The 16,687-nt window shown below is 70.3% G+C and carries 15 protein-coding genes and 1 other RNA gene; all 16 read right to left on the minus strand.

Features of this window, described 5'->3' with window-relative positions; translation table 11 throughout:
* Nucleotides 1-4 precede the first annotated feature (4 nt).
* A complete protein-coding gene (locus tag D577_RS0110165; RefSeq protein WP_018869878.1) occupies nucleotides 5-784 on the minus strand; it encodes a cell division protein FtsQ/DivIB in 780 nt (259 codons plus the stop codon).
* Nucleotides 781-1,731 (minus strand): D-alanine--D-alanine ligase, encoded by a 951-nt coding sequence (locus D577_RS0110170; RefSeq protein ID WP_018947369.1) that lies wholly within the window; start codon nucleotides 1,729-1,731, stop codon nucleotides 781-783. Before D577_RS0110170 ends, D577_RS0110165 begins: the two co-directional genes overlap by 4 nt.
* Complete coding sequence (gene murB, locus D577_RS0110175; RefSeq protein WP_018947370.1) at nucleotides 1,728-2,702, minus strand: UDP-N-acetylmuramate dehydrogenase; 975 nt, start codon at nucleotides 2,700-2,702, stop codon at nucleotides 1,728-1,730. Before murB ends, D577_RS0110170 begins: the two co-directional genes overlap by 4 nt.
* Nucleotides 2,699-4,123, minus strand: a complete 1,425-nt coding sequence (gene murC / locus D577_RS0110180) for a UDP-N-acetylmuramate--L-alanine ligase (protein WP_018947371.1) — start codon at nucleotides 4,121-4,123, stop codon at nucleotides 2,699-2,701. Before murC ends, murB begins: the two co-directional genes overlap by 4 nt.
* A complete protein-coding gene (murG, locus tag D577_RS0110185) occupies nucleotides 4,120-5,217 on the minus strand; it encodes an undecaprenyldiphospho-muramoylpentapeptide beta-N-acetylglucosaminyltransferase (protein ID WP_018947372.1) in 1,098 nt (365 codons plus the stop codon). The genes murC and murG overlap by 4 nt, the downstream gene beginning before the upstream one ends.
* Nucleotides 5,214-6,422, minus strand: coding sequence for a putative lipid II flippase FtsW (gene ftsW / locus D577_RS0110190; protein ID WP_018947373.1), 1,209 nt, complete (start codon nucleotides 6,420-6,422; stop codon nucleotides 5,214-5,216). The genes murG and ftsW overlap by 4 nt, the downstream gene beginning before the upstream one ends.
* Nucleotides 6,419-7,771 (minus strand): UDP-N-acetylmuramoyl-L-alanine--D-glutamate ligase, encoded by a 1,353-nt coding sequence (gene murD / locus D577_RS0110195; protein ID WP_018947374.1) that lies wholly within the window; start codon nucleotides 7,769-7,771, stop codon nucleotides 6,419-6,421. The genes ftsW and murD overlap by 4 nt, the downstream gene beginning before the upstream one ends.
* On the minus strand, nucleotides 7,771-8,853 hold the full coding sequence (gene mraY, locus D577_RS0110200) for a phospho-N-acetylmuramoyl-pentapeptide-transferase (protein ID WP_018947375.1): 1,083 nt from the start codon (nucleotides 8,851-8,853) through the stop codon (nucleotides 7,771-7,773). The genes murD and mraY overlap by 1 nt, the downstream gene beginning before the upstream one ends.
* Nucleotides 8,834-10,207 carry a UDP-N-acetylmuramoyl-tripeptide--D-alanyl-D-alanine ligase gene (gene murF, locus D577_RS0110205; protein WP_018947376.1) on the minus strand — a complete coding sequence of 458 codons (1,374 nt, stop codon included), beginning with the start codon at nucleotides 10,205-10,207 and terminating at the stop codon, nucleotides 8,834-8,836. The genes mraY and murF overlap by 20 nt, the downstream gene beginning before the upstream one ends.
* Nucleotides 10,204-11,721: a UDP-N-acetylmuramoyl-L-alanyl-D-glutamate--2,6-diaminopimelate ligase gene (locus D577_RS0110210; RefSeq protein WP_018947377.1), complete on the minus strand. Its 1,518-nt coding sequence runs from the start codon at nucleotides 11,719-11,721 to the stop codon at nucleotides 10,204-10,206. The genes murF and D577_RS0110210 overlap by 4 nt, the downstream gene beginning before the upstream one ends.
* Complete coding sequence (locus D577_RS0110215) at nucleotides 11,718-13,430, minus strand: penicillin-binding protein 2 (protein ID WP_018947378.1); 1,713 nt, start codon at nucleotides 13,428-13,430, stop codon at nucleotides 11,718-11,720. The genes D577_RS0110210 and D577_RS0110215 overlap by 4 nt, the downstream gene beginning before the upstream one ends.
* On the minus strand, nucleotides 13,418-13,702 hold the full coding sequence (gene ftsL, locus D577_RS0110220) for a cell division protein FtsL (protein ID WP_018947379.1): 285 nt from the start codon (nucleotides 13,700-13,702) through the stop codon (nucleotides 13,418-13,420). Before ftsL ends, D577_RS0110215 begins: the two co-directional genes overlap by 13 nt.
* Nucleotides 13,702-14,637 (minus strand): 16S rRNA (cytosine(1402)-N(4))-methyltransferase RsmH, encoded by a 936-nt coding sequence (gene rsmH, locus D577_RS0110225; protein WP_018947380.1) that lies wholly within the window; start codon nucleotides 14,635-14,637, stop codon nucleotides 13,702-13,704. The genes ftsL and rsmH overlap by 1 nt, the downstream gene beginning before the upstream one ends.
* A complete protein-coding gene (gene mraZ, locus D577_RS0110230; RefSeq protein ID WP_018947381.1) occupies nucleotides 14,637-15,077 on the minus strand; it encodes a division/cell wall cluster transcriptional repressor MraZ in 441 nt (146 codons plus the stop codon). Before mraZ ends, rsmH begins: the two co-directional genes overlap by 1 nt.
* Before the next feature lie 273 nt (nucleotides 15,078-15,350).
* Nucleotides 15,351-15,705: RNase P RNA component class A (rnpB, locus tag D577_RS13825), an RNA gene on the minus strand.
* Between the two features lie 51 nt (nucleotides 15,706-15,756).
* On the minus strand, nucleotides 15,757-16,653 hold the full coding sequence (rsmI, locus tag D577_RS0110235) for a 16S rRNA (cytidine(1402)-2'-O)-methyltransferase (protein WP_018947382.1): 897 nt from the start codon (nucleotides 16,651-16,653) through the stop codon (nucleotides 15,757-15,759).
* Nucleotides 16,654-16,687 lie beyond the last annotated feature (34 nt).

The following is a 16,687-nucleotide window of genomic DNA, read 5'->3' on the forward strand; positions in this document are numbered from 1 at the left end:
CCTTTCACTGTGTCCCGGGATCGCCGGCGGCGTCCCCGTCTTCTTCGGCCCAGGCCACCGCCATGCCATGCGGATAGCGCAGGTCCCAGCGTTCCACCGGCGCGTCACGGCGCTCGCGCACGACGTCGGCCGCCCGTACCAGAGCATTCAGGCGGGCCGCCTCGGCGTCCCGCCCCATCAGGATCCGCCCCCCGGACTCCAGACGGATGGTCCAGTCATGCCGACGCCCCTCGGCTACGCCGGCCACTTCCAGGCCGGCATCCGCCAGACGTGCCGACACCTCGAGGTAACGGCGCATCAGCACCACCTGGCGCCCGTCCTGCCCCTCCAGCGCGGGCAGGTAGTCCCACTCGGCCTGATCCACCGGCCCGAACACCCGGCCATGCCGGTCGACCAGCTGCTCCTCGCCCCAGCGCGCCACCGGTACCGGTTCGCGCACCTCGACCACCAGCGTCCCCGGCCATTGCCGGCGCAGCTGCACGCCATCGATCCAGGGCTCGGCCACCAGCGAACGTTCCAGCGCCGCCAGATCGGCGGTAATGAACCCCGGCGCGTGGCGACGCGCGAGTTCACGCACCCGCTCCACGTCGGCGTAGCGCGGCTCGCCGGCGATCTCGATGCTCTCCACCGGCACCAGCGCGTCCGGCTCGAACCGGGTCGTCGCCAGCAGGACCAGCACGATCGCCGCGGCCAGCGCCATTCCGGCCAGCAGACGCAGGGCCGGACCGGACACGCTGCGCAGCCGCGCGAAGCGCGCTGCCGGCGGGGTGCGCCGGCGATTCATCGCAGCCCTCCGCACTGGAAACTGGAGTCCAGGATGCGCAGGCACAGGGTGTCGAAATCGATCCCCGCCTCGGCCGCCGCCTTGGGCACCAGGCTGTGATCCGTCATGCCGGGCACGGTGTTGATCTCGATCAGATGGTTGTCGCCGTGCTCGTCCTGCAGGATGTCGACCCGTCCCCAGCCGCAAGCTTCCAGCGCGGCAAACGCACCCAGCGCCAGTGACTGCAATTCCAGCAACGAGCTTTCATCCAGCGGCGGCGGGCAGACATACCCGGTGCGGTCCGACTCGTATTTCGCGTGGTAGTCGTAGAACCCGCCGTCGGCACGGATCTCGACCACCGGAAGCGGCTGGTTGTCGAGGATGGCCACGGTGTATTCGTGGCCCTCGATCCACTGTTCGGCGAAGACCTGCCCGGGCTGGCTGCGCGCCGCCTCCCAGGCGGCCGGGAGATCGGCCGCCCGATCCACCCGGGTAATGCCCAGGCTCGAGCCCCCGCGGGCCGGCTTCACGATCAGGGGCAGCCCCAGCGCCTCGGCCACCGCATCCGGGTCGAACCCCGGGTTCAGCAACCGGTAGGGCGCACTGGGCAGGTTGCTCCCGGTCCACAGTCGCTTGCAGGCCAGCTTGTCCATCCCCAGGGCGGAACCCAGCACGCCGGTGCCGGTGTAAGGCATGCCGGCCAGGTCCAGGCAGCCCTGCAGGGCCCCGTCCTCGCCACACTCTCCATGCAGCGCGATGAAGACCCGGTCGAACCCCTCCAGGGGGAGGTGCAGATGCCCCATGTGCGCCCGCGTGAGATCGACCGGATGCGCATCCACGCCCTGACGTCGCAGGGCCGCCAGCACGGCGTTGCCGCTGGCCAGCGAGACCTCGCGCTCTCCGGACCAGCCGCCCATCAATACCGCCACCCGGCCATAGTCGCGGGGCTCTGCGTCGTTACGATTCATGCCGTTCCCTCGCTGTCGTCGCCCGGGTCGATGAACCGGCCCAGGATGCGTACCTCCGGCTCCAGGCGGACGCCGAACCGCTGCTCCACCGTATTGCGCACGGTGTCGATCAGGCGCTCGATATCTTCCGCCCGCGCCGTACCGTCGTGGGTGATGAAATTGGCATGCACCGGCGAGACCTCGGCCGCGCCGGCGCGCAGGCCCTTGAGCCCGGCGGCCTCAATCAGGCGTGCAGCGTGATCGCCTTCCGGATTGCGGAATACCGATCCGCAGGAGGGCTGACCCAGCGGCTGTTTCGCCGAGCGTTCGCGCAGCAGTTCGCGGATGCGCCGGGTACCGGCCTCCGGGTCGCCCGGGCTCAGACGCAGAGTCGCCCCGGTGAACCACAGACGCTCGCGCGGATCGAGCCCCTGGACCCGGCGGTAACCGACCCGGAACGCATCCGGGCGGCGGCTTTCCAGCCGGCCTGCACGATCGACCACCTCCACCGATTCCACCAGGGACCAGGTCTCGCCGCCCCAGGCCCCGGCGTTCATCTGCAGGGCGCCGCCCACGGTGCCGGGGATGCCGGCGAGGAACTCCGCCCCCACCAGGCCCTCGCGGGCACAGAACCGCGCAGCCTGGGCACAGGCCAGCCCGCCGCCCAGGAACACCCGGTCGCCGTCCAGGCGTTTCCGCTCGGCCAGAACGCCCTGCAGATGCACCACCAGCCCGGCAATGCCGCCGTCGCGCACCAGGACGTTGCTGCCGAGCCCGAGAAAGGTGATCGGAAGGTCCGGCGCGAGCCGCGCGACCCCCGCCAACAGATTCGCCAGATCCTCGCGGTCCGCGGGGCGGAACAGCCAGTCGGCGTGTCCGCCGGCACGCCACGAGGTCAGCGGCGCCAGCGGTGCCCGCGCCTTCAACTCGCCGCGCGGCTGCAGCTCGTGCAGATGACGCGCGGCCGCCAGGGCAGGGTCCAGCGGTGTCATGCGCCACCTCCAGTTAGCTCTCGCGGCAGCAGGGCCGCCAGGCGACCGATGTCGCCCGCCCCCTGGGCGATGATCACGTCGTCCGCCTGCAGCAGCCCCTCCAGCACGCCGGCCACGTCCGCGGCCTGTTCCACGAAAATCGGCTCGACCTGGCCGCGCAGACGGATGGCCCGCGCCAGGCTGCGCCCGTCTGCGCTCGCGATCGGCGCCTCGCCCGCGGCATACACCTCCAGCAGGATCAGCACGTCGGTCTCCGACAGCGCCTCCACGAAGTCCTCGAACAGGTCGCGGGTGCGGGTGTAGCGATGCGGCTGAAACACGGTGATCCGCCGGCAACCGGGCCAGGCATCCCGCGCCGCGGCCTGGGTCGCGGCGATCTCGCGCGGGTGATGACCGTAATCGTCGACCAGCGTCACCGGCCCGGCCGGCCCCGCCCACTCGTGGACCTGGAACCGCCGCCCGATGCCCTGGAAGCGTTCGAGCGCCGTGGCGATCGCCTCGCGCGGGGCCTCCAGCTCCCAGGCCACGGCGGCCGCGGCCAGAGCATTGAGCACGTTGTGCCGCCCCGGGAGATTCAGGGTGACCGGGAACGGCTCACCGGCCTCCGGCAGTTGCAGGCGGAAATGCGTCTGCACGCCTTCCTGGCGCACATCGAGGGCACGCACGTCGGCATCGGCATCGATCGCGTAGGTCAGCCGCGGGCGTTCCAGCTCCGGCATCAGCTCGCGCACCTGCGGGTCATCGGCGCACAGGATCGCCAGCCCGTAGAAGGGCAGGTGGTGCAGGAACTCGAGAAAGGTCTCGTGCAGCTGGCGAAAATCATTGCCATAGGTCCCCAGGTGATCGGCATCGATGTTGGTCACGATCGCGAGCAGCGGCTGCAGATGCAGGAACGAGGCATCGCTCTCGTCGGCCTCGGCCACCAGGTAGTCACCGGCGCCCAGGCTCGAGTGGCTGGCGGTGGAATTGAGCCGCCCGCCGATCACGAAGGTCGGATCCATGCCCGCCTCCGCCAGCACGCTGGCCACCAGACTGGTCGTGGTGGTCTTGCCATGGGTCCCGGCGACCGCAATCCCGAAGCGGAAACGCATCAGTTCCGCCAGCATCTCGGCACGCCGCACGATCGGGATACCGCGCTCGCGCGCCGCGGCGACCTCGGGATTGGACGGATCGATGGCCGAAGACACCACCAGCACGTCGGCCTCGGCCACGTTCTCCGGCCGGTGCTCGCCGACCACGCGCACGCCCATCTCCACCAGGCGGTCGATCATCGGCGAGCGGCCGAGATCGGAACCCGAGACCCGGTAACCGAGCTGATGCAGCACCTCCGCGATGCCGCTCATCCCGGAGCCGCCGATCCCCACGCAGTGGATCCGGCGGATGCGGCGCATCGCATGTTCCGGCAGGCGCGCGTGGCTCATGATCCCTCCCCCGCGGGGCCCGGCCCCGCCAGTTCCACACAGACATCGGCGAGGCGCGCGGCACTGTCGGGGCAGGCCAGCGCCCGCGCGCGTTCGGCACGGTCGCGCAGGGTCTCGCGGTCCAGCGAGCCCAGCAGCTTCGCCAGCGCCTGCGGCTCCAGCTCGGCATCGCGGAAACGCCAGGCCGCCCCGGCGTCCACCAGGGCCTCGGCATTCGCATACTGGTGATCGTCCACCGCATGCGGATACGGCACGAACACCGCGGCCACACCGGCGGCCGCCACTTCGGCTACGGTCAGCGCTCCGGCGCGACAGATCACCAGATCCGCCTCGGCCCAGGCCGCCTCCATGTCCGCGATGAACTCGGTGACCGTGGCTTCCACCCCGGCGTCGGCATACGCCGCGCGGGCTTCTTCCAGGGTGCGTGAGCCGGCCTGGTGCAGGACCTGCGGGCGCTGCTCCGACGGCAGCAGGCCGAGCGCGGCGGGCACCGCGTGATTCAGCGAACGCGCGCCCAGGCTGCCCCCCAGGACCAGCACATTGAGCGGCCCACTGCGTGCGGCGTAGCGCTCGCCCGGGGCGGGCAGGGCCGCGATCGCGGAGCGCACGGGATTGCCAACCCGCGTGGCGCGCACCCCGGGCGGGAACGCACCGTCGAAACCGGCGAACACGCGGTCGGCGACCTTCGCCAGCCAGCGATTGGTCAGGCCGGCCACCGCATTCTGTTCGTGAATCACCAGGGGGCGTCCCAGGGCCGCGGCCATCAGCCCGCCGGGTCCCGCGGCAAACCCGCCGAAACCGATCACCGCATGCGGGCGAATGCGCCGGAGCAGCAACAGGGCCGCCCACAACGACAGCCCCAGGCGCCAGGGGGCGAAGGCCAGCCCGAGCAGCCCCTTGCCACGCAGGCCCGTGATCGGGAGGGTATGCAGGTCAATCCCGGCCTGCGGCACCAGGCGCGCCTCCACGCCCGCACGAGTCCCCAGCCAGACCACCTCGACCCCGCGCTCGCGCAGGGCCTCGGCCACCGCCAGCCCGGGGAAGACATGGCCGCCGGTACCGCCGGCCATGATCAGCACGCGCGGGGCCGTCATGCCGCACCTCCGCTCTGCCGGGCGGCGCGCGAACGCCGGCGAGGCACCGGGGCCGGCGCCGGGGTCCGCGCCTCGCGGGCCACCCGCAGCACCAGACCGACCGCAATCATACTGACGATCAGCGAACTGCCGCCGTAGGACAAAAACGGCAGCGTCATCCCCTTGGTCGGCAGCAGCCCCATGTTCACGCCCATGTTCAGGGCCGCCTGCAGGCCCAGCCAGATCGCCACGCCGAAGCTCAGATGGGCACCGAAGGCATGACCGCTGCGCTGGGCCTCCAGGCCGATGCGCAGGCAGCGCCAGACCAGCCCTGCGAACAGTGCGATCAGCACCAGCACACCGAAGAAACCGAACTCCTCGGCGAACACCGCGAACAGGAAATCGTTGTGCGCCTCCGGCAGGTAGAACAGCTTCTGCACCGAGCCGCCCAGGCCCGAGCCGGTGACCCCGCCGGAGCCGATCGCGATCAGCGACTGGGTCAGCTGAAAACCGCTCGCGAACGGGTCCTGCCACGGGTCCATGAAGGCCGTCAGGCGAGCCATGCGGTAAGGTGCCGCAACCGCGGCGACCGCCATGCCCGCCGCGATCGTGCCCCCCAGCGCGAGGAACTGCGACAGGCGAGCGCCGGCGAGGAACAGCATGCCCATGCCGATCGCCAGCATGATCGCGGCCCCGCCGAAATCCGGCTGCAGCAACAGCAGGACGGTACCGGCCCCCAGCACCACCAGCGGACGCACGAACCCGGCCAGCTGCAGGCGCAGGGTGGAGTAATGACGCACGATGTAGCCCGCCAGGTACATCACCACCAGCAGCTTGGCCAGCTCGGCCACCTGCAGATTGAACGCTCCCAGCGGGATCCAGCGGGTTGCCCCGTTGACCGTGCGTCCGACGCCGGGGAGCAGGACCACCACCAGGATCAGCAGGAACAGCGCCAGCAGCCACGGGCCGGCGCGCTCCCAGCGCGCCAGCGGCACGTTCCATGCCGCCACCGCGGCCATCGTACCCAGCGCGGCAAACAGCACCTGACGCTGGAGGAAGTGCCAGGCGTTGCCGAAATCACGCGCGCCCATCTCCATGGAGGCCGAAGCGACCATCACCAGCCCCAGCGCGACCAGCGCCGCGGTCAGCGCCAGCAGCGGCAGGTCCACCTCCTGCTGCAGGCGCCGAACCATGGGCGAAGTCGGCTGGCTGACCGGGGCGCTCATGCCGCCAGCTCCCGCACGGCCCGGGCGAAGTCATCACCCCGGGCGCGATAGTCCGGATACATGTCCAGGCTGGCACAGGCGGGCGACAGCAGCACGGTGTCCCCCGGCTGCGCCCATTCCGCGGCATGCGCCACCGCCGCATCCATGTCGTCGACCCGCTGCACTGGCACCACCGGGGCGAGGGCACGCGCGATCAACGGCGCGTCCTCGCCCAGCAGCACCGCGCCGCGCACCTTGCCGGCCAGTTGATCGGCCAGCGGGGCAAAATCCTGCCCCTTGGCCTGCCCGCCCGCGATCAGGACCAGCGGCCCGGGCGTGCCGCGCAGTGCGGCCAGGGTGGCACCGAGGTTGGTGCCCTTGGAATCGTTGATCCAGTCCACGCCGTCGACCGAGGCGATCCACTGCGAGCGATGCGGCAGCCCCGGGAAATCGGCCAGCGCCGCCAGGGCCCGCGCCCGGCGCCCCGCCGAGTCCAGCCACGGCCAGACCAGGCCCAGTGCGGCCAGGGCGTTGGCCCAGTTGTGCTGGCCGCGCATGCGCAGGCGCGCGGTCTCCAGCAGGGCCTGGCCGCCGCGACACAGTTGCGGTCCCTCCCCGTGACCGCCGACACACACGCCCCAGTCGGCGTCCGCCGCCGGCGCGCCCAGACCGAAGGTCTCGCGCGCCATGCCCGGCGGGGTGGTCAGCTCCGCCACCATCGGGTCGTCACGATGGAGCAGTCCGCGCCGCGCGCCGCGGAACACCCGCTGCTTGGCGCGCAGGTAGGCGGCCATGTCGGGATGGCGATCGAGGTGATCCGGCGACAGGTTGAGCACTACGGCAGCAGCGGGCGCAAGCTCGTGACACCGTTCCAGCTGGAAGCTGGACAGCTCCAGCACGAACACCTCCGGGTCACGTTCCAGCAGGTCCAGCGCCGGGGTCCCGTAGTTGCCCCCCACCGCCACCGCGTAGCCGGCCGCATCCAGCAGCTCGCCGACCAGCGCGGTCACCGTGCTCTTGCCGTTGGAACCGGTGATCGCGATCACCGGGGCTCCGGCCTCGCGGGCGAACAGGTCGATATCCCCGGTGACTTCGGCGCCGGCCTCACTGGCGGCGGCGATCACCGGGTGCTCCAGGGCCACCCCAGGCGAGACGATCAGGCGACGCACCCCGCTCGCATCCAGGCCGTCCAGCGGGCCGACCCAACGCTCGTTCAGGATCCGCGCCAGTTCGGGATCGTCACAGGCCGGCGGCTCGCGACGGGTATCGGTGACCGCGAACGACATCCCGCGCGCGAGCAGGTAACGCGCCACCGACTGCCCGGTGGCGCCCAGCCCGACGATCAGGTTGTCGCTTCGCACCCGTTCCATCAGCGCACCTTCAGGGTCGCCAGACCGATGAGGACGAACACCACGGTCAGGATCCAGAAACGCACGATCACGCGCGGCTCCGGCCAGCCCTTGAGTTCGAAGTGGTGATGCAGCGGCGCCATGCGGAACATCCGCCGTCCGGTCAGCTTGAACGAGGCGACCTGCAGCATGACCGAGACGGTCTCCAGCACGAACACGCCGCCCATGATCAGCAGCACGATCTCCTGGCGGGTCAAGATCGCCATCATCCCCAGCGCCGCGCCCAGGGCGAGGGCCCCGACATCGCCCATGAACACCTGCGCGGGATAGGTGTTGAACCACAGGAACCCGAGCCCCGCCCCCACCAGCGAGGCGGCGAAGATGCCCACCTCGCCAACCCCGGGGACCGCGGGAATGCCGAGATAGTCGGCGAACACCGCATGGCCCGCGGCATAGGCGAAGATGCCCAGCGCACCGGCCACCAGCACCGCCGGCATGATGGCCAGCCCGTCGAGCCCGTCGGTCAGGTTGACCGCATTGGACGAGCCCACCACCACCAGCCACACCAGCGGGATGAACAGCCAGCCCAGACTGAATTCGATGTCCTTGAACACCGGCAGATAAAAGGTGGTTTCCACCGGATCCTGGGCCGTGAGCATGATCACCCCGGCGGCCACCAGGGCGAACAGGGTCTGCCACAGCAGCTTGGATTTCGCCGACAGCCCCTGGCTGTTGCCGTAACGCAGCTTGAGGTAGTCATCCCAGCCGCCGACGGCGCCGAAGGCCAGCGTGGTCAGCAGCACGATCCAGACGAAACGATTCGACAGGTCGCTCCACAGCAGGGTGGCCACCGCCACGGCCACCAGGATCAGCGCACCGCCCATGGTGGGCGTGCCGGCCTTGCTCAGGTGCGATTCGGGGCCGTCCTCGCGGATGTTCTGACCCACCTTGCCCAGGGTCAGACGGCGAATCACCGAGGGACCGATCAGGAGCGCGATCGCCAGCGCCGTCACCACCCCGAGGATGGCGCGCAGGGTCAGGTACTGGAAGACCGTGAACCCGGTATGGAACTGGGCGAGATATTCAGTCAGTGCGAACAGCATCCGCCGCCTCCGGGTTCAGGGGCTGCGCGTCCAGCGCCTCCACGATGGATTCCATGTGCTGGCTGCGCGAACCCTTGACCAGCACGGTGGTTCGCTCGTCCAGCAACCCCTGCAGACGCGCGACCAGTGCGGCATGATCGGGGAACCACTCGCCCTGCTCGCCGAAGGCATCAGCGGTTTCGCGGCCCAGCTCGCCGAGCGCCAGGCAGAAATCGATCCCCATTGCTCGGGCCTCCCGCCCGGTGGCCACGTGCAGGGCCGCTGCATCGCCGCCCAGCTCGCCCATTTCCCCCAGCACCAGGATGCGCCGACCGGGCACCGCCGCCAGCACCTCCAGACCGGCCCGCAGAGAATCGGGGTTGGCGTTGTAGCTGTCGTCCCAGATGCGGGCACCGCCTGCGTGCTGCAGTGCCTGCAGGCGGCCGGCCACCGGGCGCCAGTCGCTCAGTCCCTGCGCGATGATGTCGATCGCGGCGCCCGCGGCATTGGCGGCGGCAGCGGCCGCCACGGCATTCGCCGCGACATGGCGGCCGGGACCGGCAAGGCGGATCTCGCGGCTGGCACCGAGGATCGTGAGGCGCAGGCGATCCGGGGCGACCCACACGCCCTCGACCTCGCCGCCCCCCTCGAGGGAGAAGCGCTGCAGATGATGATGCTCGTTGAGCGACAGCCAGTAGTCGGCGAACGGGTCGTCCAGATTCACCACCGCGGTCCCGCCCTGGGCCGGCAGGCCCGAGTAGATCTCGGCCTTGGCGTGGGCCACGCCTTCCAGGCTGCCGAAGCCTTCGAGGTGCGCATGACCGGCGTTGGTGATCATGGCGACGTGCGGCTGAGTCCATGCGGCCATGCGGCCGATCTCGCCGGCGTGGTTGGCGCCCAGTTCGATCACCGCGAAATCGGTATCCTCCGGCATCGCCAGCAGGGTCAGCGGTGTCCCGATCTCGTTGTTCAGGTTGCCTTCGGTGGCATGCACCCGCCCCATGCGCGCGAGGATCGAGCGCAGCATCTCGCGGGTGGTGGTCTTGCCGTTGGAGCCGGTCAGCGCGATCACCCGCGCGCGGCACAGCCTGCGCCAGGTCGCGGCCAGCCGCCCCAGGGCCTCGCCGGTGTCGGGCACCACTACCTGGGCCTGCGGCAGGTCTTCGCGGGCGCGGCGGACCAGCAGCACCGGTGCCGGCAAGTCGGCGTGCAGATGGTCATGGGCATCAAAGTTCGGACCGCGCAGGGCGACGAACAGCCCGCCTTCACGCGGGTTACGCGTGTCGCTGAACACGCCGGTGAATGCCACCCCGGCGTCCCCCTGCAGGCGCCCGCCCACGGCGGTCGCCAGTTCTCCGGCCGTCATCCGGATCATCGCTCCCCCTCCCCGGAAATCCCCTCGCGCGCCAGCCGGGCGGCCAGCTCGCGATCACTGAATGGATGAAACCGGTCACCGATCTGCTGGGTGGTTTCGTGCCCCTTGCCCGCCAGCAGCACGATGTCGCCCGGCCCGGCATCGGCGACCGCGGTACGCACCGCGGCTTCGCGGTCGCCCATCTCGCGGCAGCGCGCGGGATCGTCACAGCCCTGCAGCACCGCCTGGCGGATGGCCGCCGCATCCTCGTGGCGCGGATTGTCATCGGTCACGATCACCCGGTCCGCGGCACGCATGGCCACGCGCCCCATCGCCGGACGCTTGCCCCGGTCGCGATCGCCGCCGCAGCCGAAGACCACAAAGAGGCGGCCACGCACGTGCGGACGCAACGCACTCAATGCGGCCTCCAGGGCCTGCGCGGTGTGGGCGTAATCGACCACCAGCTGGGCTCCGCCCGGCAGATCGTGGCGCTCCATGCGGCCGGGGACCCCGGGCAGCTCGGCCACCGCGTCCGCGGCGGCCTCCCAGGCATGTCCGAGGGCATGCAGGGCGGCCAGAGTGGCCAGCAGGTTCTCGACCTGAAACCGTCCGTACAGCCGCGACCGCACCGGCACGCGCCGCCCGTCGGCAACGAGGACGAAGTGCAGTCCCTCCGGGCCGGCCTGGATGGCCTCGGCGCGCGCCATCGCTGCGGAAGACTCCAGCCCCCAGGTGACGTCGGTGATGCCCTCGGGCACCGGACGGCGCAGGAGCTCGTGACCAAGCTCGTCATCGGCGTTGATCACCCGCGTGCACAGTCCCGGGCGGTCGAACAGCGTGGCCTTGGCCTCGGCATATGCGGCCTGGCTGCCATGGAAGTCCAGATGATCCGTGCCCAGGCGGGTCAGCACCGCGACGCGCACCGGGACCCCGTCCAGACGCCCCTGGACGAGCCCGTGCGAAGAGGCCTCCAGCGCCGCGGCTTCGCAGCCTTCGCGCGCCAGCCCGGCCAGATGCCGGTGGAGCTCGAGCACGCCCGGGGTCGTGTGCCCGGCCGGGTGCAGCTGCCCCGGACGCCCGACGCCCAGGGTGCCGACCAGGCCGGCCGGGGTACCCAGACGTTCGAGTGCCGCTGCGATCAGATGTGTCACCGAGGTCTTGCCATCGGTGCCGGTCACCGCGACGATCGGCGCGGCCTCCGGCCAGGCACCGAATACCCGCTGCGCCATGGCTGGCAGCAGAGCACGCAGCCCCGGAACATGGACGCAGGGCGCGCCAGGCGAGGCGGCGGAGGGGCCCGCATCGGCCTCGTCCCACAGGATCACGCCGGCGCCGCGCGCCGCGGCATCCTCGGCGTGGGCCAGACCGTGCTCGCGGGTTCCCCGGAGGGCCACGAACCCGGCGCCCGGGGTCACCGCGCGGCTGTCCTGCACAAGGTCGGTCACGACCAGCGGGCCGTGGCCATCCAGGGCCTCGGGAAACTGCGCGTGCAGATCCACCCCGGCCACCCGTGGATCGGTCGCCGCGGCGGTCATGGCTGCGCCTCCTCGCCAGTGGCGAGCTGCATCGGGATCTCGGGCATCGCGTCCGGACGCACGTTGTACATGCGCAGGGCCGAGGCGGTGACCTCGCGGAACACCGGCGCCGCCACCGCCCCGCCGTAATGCACGTCGGCGGGTTCGTCCACGACCACCGCCATGACGAACCGTGGCTCGGATGCCGGGACCAGACCGACGAAACTGGAGTAGTAACGGTCCTCGGCATAACCGCCGCGCACCGCCTTGCGCGCGGTGCCGGTCTTGCCGGCGACCCGATATCCGTCGATCACGGCCTGGCGCGCGGTGCCCTCGCTGCCCACGGTGTGTTCCATCATCGCGCGCAGGCGTCCGGCGGTGTCCGCGGTCATCACCCGTTGCGGCTCGCGGGCATCATCCGCGGTCTCGACCAGGCGCACCGGCAGGCGACGCCCGTCATTGGCAAAGGCCGTATAGCCGGCAGCCAGCTGCAGCGGCGTGACCGCGAGCCCGTAACCGTAACCGAGCGTGGCCTGCTCGACCTCGCGCCAGGCGGTGAAGTCGCGCAGGGTGCCACGCGCCTCGCCCGGAAAATGCAGGCCGGTTGCCTGTCCGAAACCGGCGCGGTGCAGCGTCTGCCAGAAATCGGCCGGCTCGGTGTCCAGGGCGAGACGCGTTGCGCCCACGTTGGAGGACCGCGCGATCAGCGTAGTCAGGTCGATGGTGCCGTAGTCGCGCAGATCGCGGACCGTCAGACGCCCCACCTGCATCGTGCCAGGCGCGGTGTCCAGGGTCACGTGTGGGTCGACCGCATCGGCATCCAGGGCCGCCGCGACGGTAAACGGCTTGATGACCGAGCCGGGTTCGAACGCGTCCACGACCGCCCGGTTGCGAGCGCGGTCGGAGCGGATCGAACTGCGATTGTTGGGGTTGAAACCGGGCTGATTGACCATTGCGAGGATGTCGCCGCTGCGCGCATCCAGCAGCACGGCCGATCCGCCGCGCGCATCGTGACGCTGCACCGCAGCCTTGAGTTCGCGGTAGGCCAGGAACTGCAGCCGCGCGTCCAGCGTCAGCTGCAGGGGATTGCCTTCACGCGCCGGACGGATGCTGGCAACGTCGCGGATGGTGCGACCATGCCGGTCGCGCAACACCCGTTTGGCGCCCGGCTGCCCCGAGAGCCAGTAGTCGAACGCGAGCTCGACCCCTTCCTGGCCCTGGTCGTCGATGTCGGTGTAGCCCAGCACATGCGCTACCGCCTCACCATGCGGATAGTAACGGCGGAACTCGCGCGTCAGGGACACTCCGGGCACGCGCAGGGCGGCCACGGCTTCGGCCCGCGCCGGCAGCATGTGCCGACGCAGATAGACGAACTCGCGGTCGGCGCGGCTCTCGATCCGCTCCGCCAGGATCTCGCGGTCCATATCCAGGGCCGCGGCCAGCTCGCCCCAGCGCTCGCGCGCCTCCAGCAGCGCCCCCGGATGCGCCCACACGGTCTGCACCGGTGCGGAGATCGCCAGCGGTTCGCCATGGCGATCGGTGATCGCACCGCGGTGGGCGGTCTCGGTCAGCGTGCGCACCTGACGCGCCTCCCCCTGGGCGGACAGGAACTCGCTCTTGAACATCTGCAGATCGGCGGCGCGCAGTACCAGCGCGATCAGCACCAGGACCAGCAGGACGACCAGCGTCCGCAGCCGACCCATTGAGATTTCGCGTTTCAGCGCACCCATGCGTCCCTCCCGATCACCACGAGGCGATCCGCATCGGGGCGCGACATGCCAAGTTCCTCGCGCGCGTGTCGCTCGATACGCCCGGGCGTCGCCCAGGTAGACTGCTCGATCTGCAGCCGGGTCCATTCCAGGTTGAGCCGGTCGCGCTCGGCCAGCACCGCCTGCTGCTCAACGAACGCCTGACGCGCCTCGTGGCGCGCCACCACCACGCCAATCGCCGACGCAAACGCGCCCACCGACAGCGCGACGATCGCGAGCCCGCGCCAGACCATCAGTTGCGCTCCGCCACGCGCAGCACGGCCGAGCGTGCCCGCGGATTGCGTTGCTGTTCCCCGGCGTCGGCCCGCACCGGCTTGCCCAGCGGGCGCAGCGGGGGCGCTTCGACCTCCGGCATGACCGGCAGCCCGCGCGGGATGCGCGGCGCATCGTCACGGTCCCCGCGGAAGGCCCGCTTGACCATGCGGTCCTCCAGCGAATGGAAGGCAATAACCACCAGGCGCGCCCCGGACGGCAGAACCTCGGGGATGGTTTCAAGCCAGGTCTCCAGCTCCCGCAGCTCCGCGTTCACGAAGATGCGCAGGGCCTGGAAGGTTCGCGTCGCGGGGTGCTTGCCGGGTTCGCGGCGCGGCACCGCGCCACGCACCAGATCCGCCAGACGCGCAGTGCGAGTGATCGGACCCTCGGCACGGGCGCGCACGATCGCGCGGGCGATGCGCCGCGAGAAACGCTCCTCGCCGTACTGGTAGATCACGTCCGCGATCTCCTTTTCCTCCGCGCGCGCCAGCCAGTCGGCCGCGCTTTCACCGGACGACGGGTCCATTCGCATGTCCAGCGGGCCGTCATGCTGGAAACTGAAACCGCGCGCGGCATCGTCCAGCTGCGGCGATGACACCCCGAGATCGAGGAACACGCCATCCGGCCGGCGATCGGGGTAGCGCTGCCGCAGCACCTCGGCCATGGACGAGAAAGGCGCCGACTCGAACGCGAAACGCGGGTCCCCCAGAAACGAAGAGGCGGCCTCGGCCGCCTCGGGATCCCGGTCCATCGCCAGCAGGCGACCGTCCGGCCCCAGACGGTCAAGCAAGGCGCGGCTGTGCCCGCCCCGTCCGAAAGTACCGTCCACGTAAAAACCATCAGCGCGCACCGCCAGCCCCTCGAGCACGGTGTCCAGCATGACCGGGACATGGGCCTGTCGCTGTTCCTGCATCACAGCGAGATCGACTCGAGTTCATTTGCATCGATGCCTTCATCGAACATCTCCTCGCAGCGCTGATCCCACGTAGCCTGGTCCCAGATCTCGAACTTCTTGCCCTGCCCCAGCAGGGCGACCTGCTTGTCCATGCCGGCGAACTTGCGCAGCGGCTGCGGCAACAGCAGACGACCGTTGCCGTCGAGCTCGCAGTCGGAGGCATGACCGACCAGAAGCCGCTGCAGCCGGACTACGGCTGGCTTGAGATTGGGGCGCGACATCAGGTTCTGCTCGACCCGTTCCCATTCGGGCCGCGGGTACATCAGGAGACAGCGATCGGGATGAACGGTCACCACCAGCTGGCCATCACAGGACGCCACAAGCTCGTCGCGATAGCGCGCCGGCATGGCGAGGCGCCCCTTCGCATCCAGATTGAGCTGACTGACGCCTCGGAACATGGCCGTGTACGGTGGATTCCCACCTTCTCCCACTTTTTCCCACTTCAATCCACTATAGGTACACCCCTGTTGAGGGTCAAGGAAAAACGGGCTTGCCAGAGAAAAATAAGCCTTGCATCACAGAGACTTATGAGTCTCTGCACAAGAGATACAGGAACGGGGAAAGATACGTTCAAAACCAGATGCCTGGCTCGAACTCTTGAGAAATCACTTGATCATTTCGCGAGCGCCCGGCCGGGGCACGCGAGAGACGCGGGGACAATGGTGGGGAAAAGTGGGAGCCGGCCTGTAAGCCGGGTTCTGTCGAGAACGATCATTCATCTGGGACGTCCGTCACCAGACGCCTCAAGCAGCCTACCCGGGTGCGATGCGGGCCACACCATGCACCCCTATTTGGCCTTGCTCCGGACGGGGTTTACCGTGCCACGGACTGTTACCAGCCGTGCGGTGCGCTCTTACCGCACCATTTCACCCTTGCCTGTGCCCGGACGAGCCGGGCCATCGGCGGTATGTTTTCTGCTGCACTTTCCGTCGGCTCGCGCCGCCCAGGTGTTACCTGGCGTCCTGCCCTGCGGAGCCCGGACTTTCCTCCACGCCACACGGACGCAGCGACCGCCCGGCCGACTCCCGCCTCCCTTTTACCCGCGCCCTGCTCCGGATGCAAGGATATCCGGGGCAGTCAGGCGGGATCATCGCCCTCTTCGCGGTCCGCCTGCTGCAGTTCCAGCGCGCGGGCGTAGAGCCGATTGCGCGGCAGCCCGGTGGCGTCCGCCAGCAGGCGCGCGGCCCGCTTGACCGGAAGCTCGGCGACCAGGCCGGCCAGCAGCCGTTCCTGTTCACCCGACAGCGCGTCGCCGTCTTCGTCGACGGCCGGCGCCGGGGCCAGCACCAGCACGAATTCGCCGCGCGTACGCCAGGCATCCGCCTCCAGCCATTCGGGCAGGCGGCCGGCCGGACCGTAATAATGTTCCTCGTATTGCTTGGTCAGCTCGCGCCCCAGGAACACGGAGCGGTCCGGGGCCTGCGCCGCCAGCTCCCGGGCCGCCGCAAGGATGCGATGCGCGGACTCGAACACGATGCCGGTCTGCGGACGCGCCAGCAGTTCGGCCAGGCGTCTTTCGCGCGCGCCGGCGGCGTGCGGCAGGAAACCGTCAAAACAGAACCGGTCGCTCGGCATCCCCGAGACCGCCAGCGCGGCCAGGGGGGCGCTCGGGCCGGGCACCGCGCGCAGGGCATGGCCGGCTTCGCGGGCCCCGCGGACCAGGCGGAACCCGGGATCCGACACCAGCGGGGTGCCCGCATCCGAGATCAGCGCCACATCTTCGCCCGCGGCCAGCTGCGCGAGCAGGCCCGCGACGCGCTGTTCTTCGTTGTGTTCGTGCAGACTGACCAGCGGCGTGTCGATGCCCAGCGGCGCCAGCAGCGCGCGGCTGTGACGCGTATCCTCCGCCGCGATGCGCGAGACATGCGACAATACATCCCGGGCGCGCTGCCCCAGATCGGCCCGGTTGCCGATCGGGGTGGCCACCACCCACAGGGTTCCGCCCTGCGTTGACACTGTTTCGCGCGCTTCCAATACTGACTCCTTATCGCCAATCCGATGTCTGCCG

The sequence above is a fragment of the Thioalkalivibrio sp. AKL17 genome (genome assembly GCF_000377885.1).
In the GTDB taxonomy this organism is placed as follows: Bacteria; Pseudomonadota; Gammaproteobacteria; order Ectothiorhodospirales; family Ectothiorhodospiraceae; genus Thioalkalivibrio; species Thioalkalivibrio halophilus.

Coding starts and splice junctions, on each gene's coding strand:
- ftsW (WP_018947373.1), bottom strand. CDS start 6,422: ATGAGCGCCCCGGTCAGCCAGCCGACTTCGCCCATGGTTCGGCGCCTG.
- D577_RS0110215 (WP_018947378.1), bottom strand. CDS start 13,430: ATGGGTGCGCTGAAACGCGAAATCTCAATGGGTCGGCTGCGGACGCTG.
- murB (WP_018947370.1), bottom strand. CDS start 2,702: ATGACACCGCTGGACCCTGCCCTGGCGGCCGCGCGTCATCTGCACGAG.
- D577_RS0110210 (WP_018947377.1), bottom strand. CDS start 11,721: ATGACCGCCGCGGCGACCGATCCACGGGTGGCCGGGGTGGATCTGCAC.
- mraY (WP_018947375.1), bottom strand. CDS start 8,853: ATGCTGTTCGCACTGACTGAATATCTCGCCCAGTTCCATACCGGGTTC.
- murG (WP_018947372.1), bottom strand. CDS start 5,217: ATGACGGCCCCGCGCGTGCTGATCATGGCCGGCGGTACCGGCGGCCAT.
- murF (WP_018947376.1), bottom strand. CDS start 10,207: ATGATCCGGATGACGGCCGGAGAACTGGCGACCGCCGTGGGCGGGCGC.
- mraZ (WP_018947381.1), bottom strand. CDS start 15,077: ATGTTCCGAGGCGTCAGTCAGCTCAATCTGGATGCGAAGGGGCGCCTC.
- murD (WP_018947374.1), bottom strand. CDS start 7,771: ATGGAACGGGTGCGAAGCGACAACCTGATCGTCGGGCTGGGCGCCACC.
- D577_RS0110170 (WP_018947369.1), bottom strand. CDS start 1,731: ATGAATCGTAACGACGCAGAGCCCCGCGACTATGGCCGGGTGGCGGTA.
- ftsL (WP_018947379.1), bottom strand. CDS start 13,702: ATGGTCTGGCGCGGGCTCGCGATCGTCGCGCTGTCGGTGGGCGCGTTT.
- rsmH (WP_018947380.1), bottom strand. CDS start 14,637: ATGCAGGAACAGCGACAGGCCCATGTCCCGGTCATGCTGGACACCGTG.
- murC (WP_018947371.1), bottom strand. CDS start 4,123: ATGAGCCACGCGCGCCTGCCGGAACATGCGATGCGCCGCATCCGCCGG.
- D577_RS0110165 (WP_018869878.1), bottom strand. CDS start 784: ATGAATCGCCGGCGCACCCCGCCGGCAGCGCGCTTCGCGCGGCTGCGC.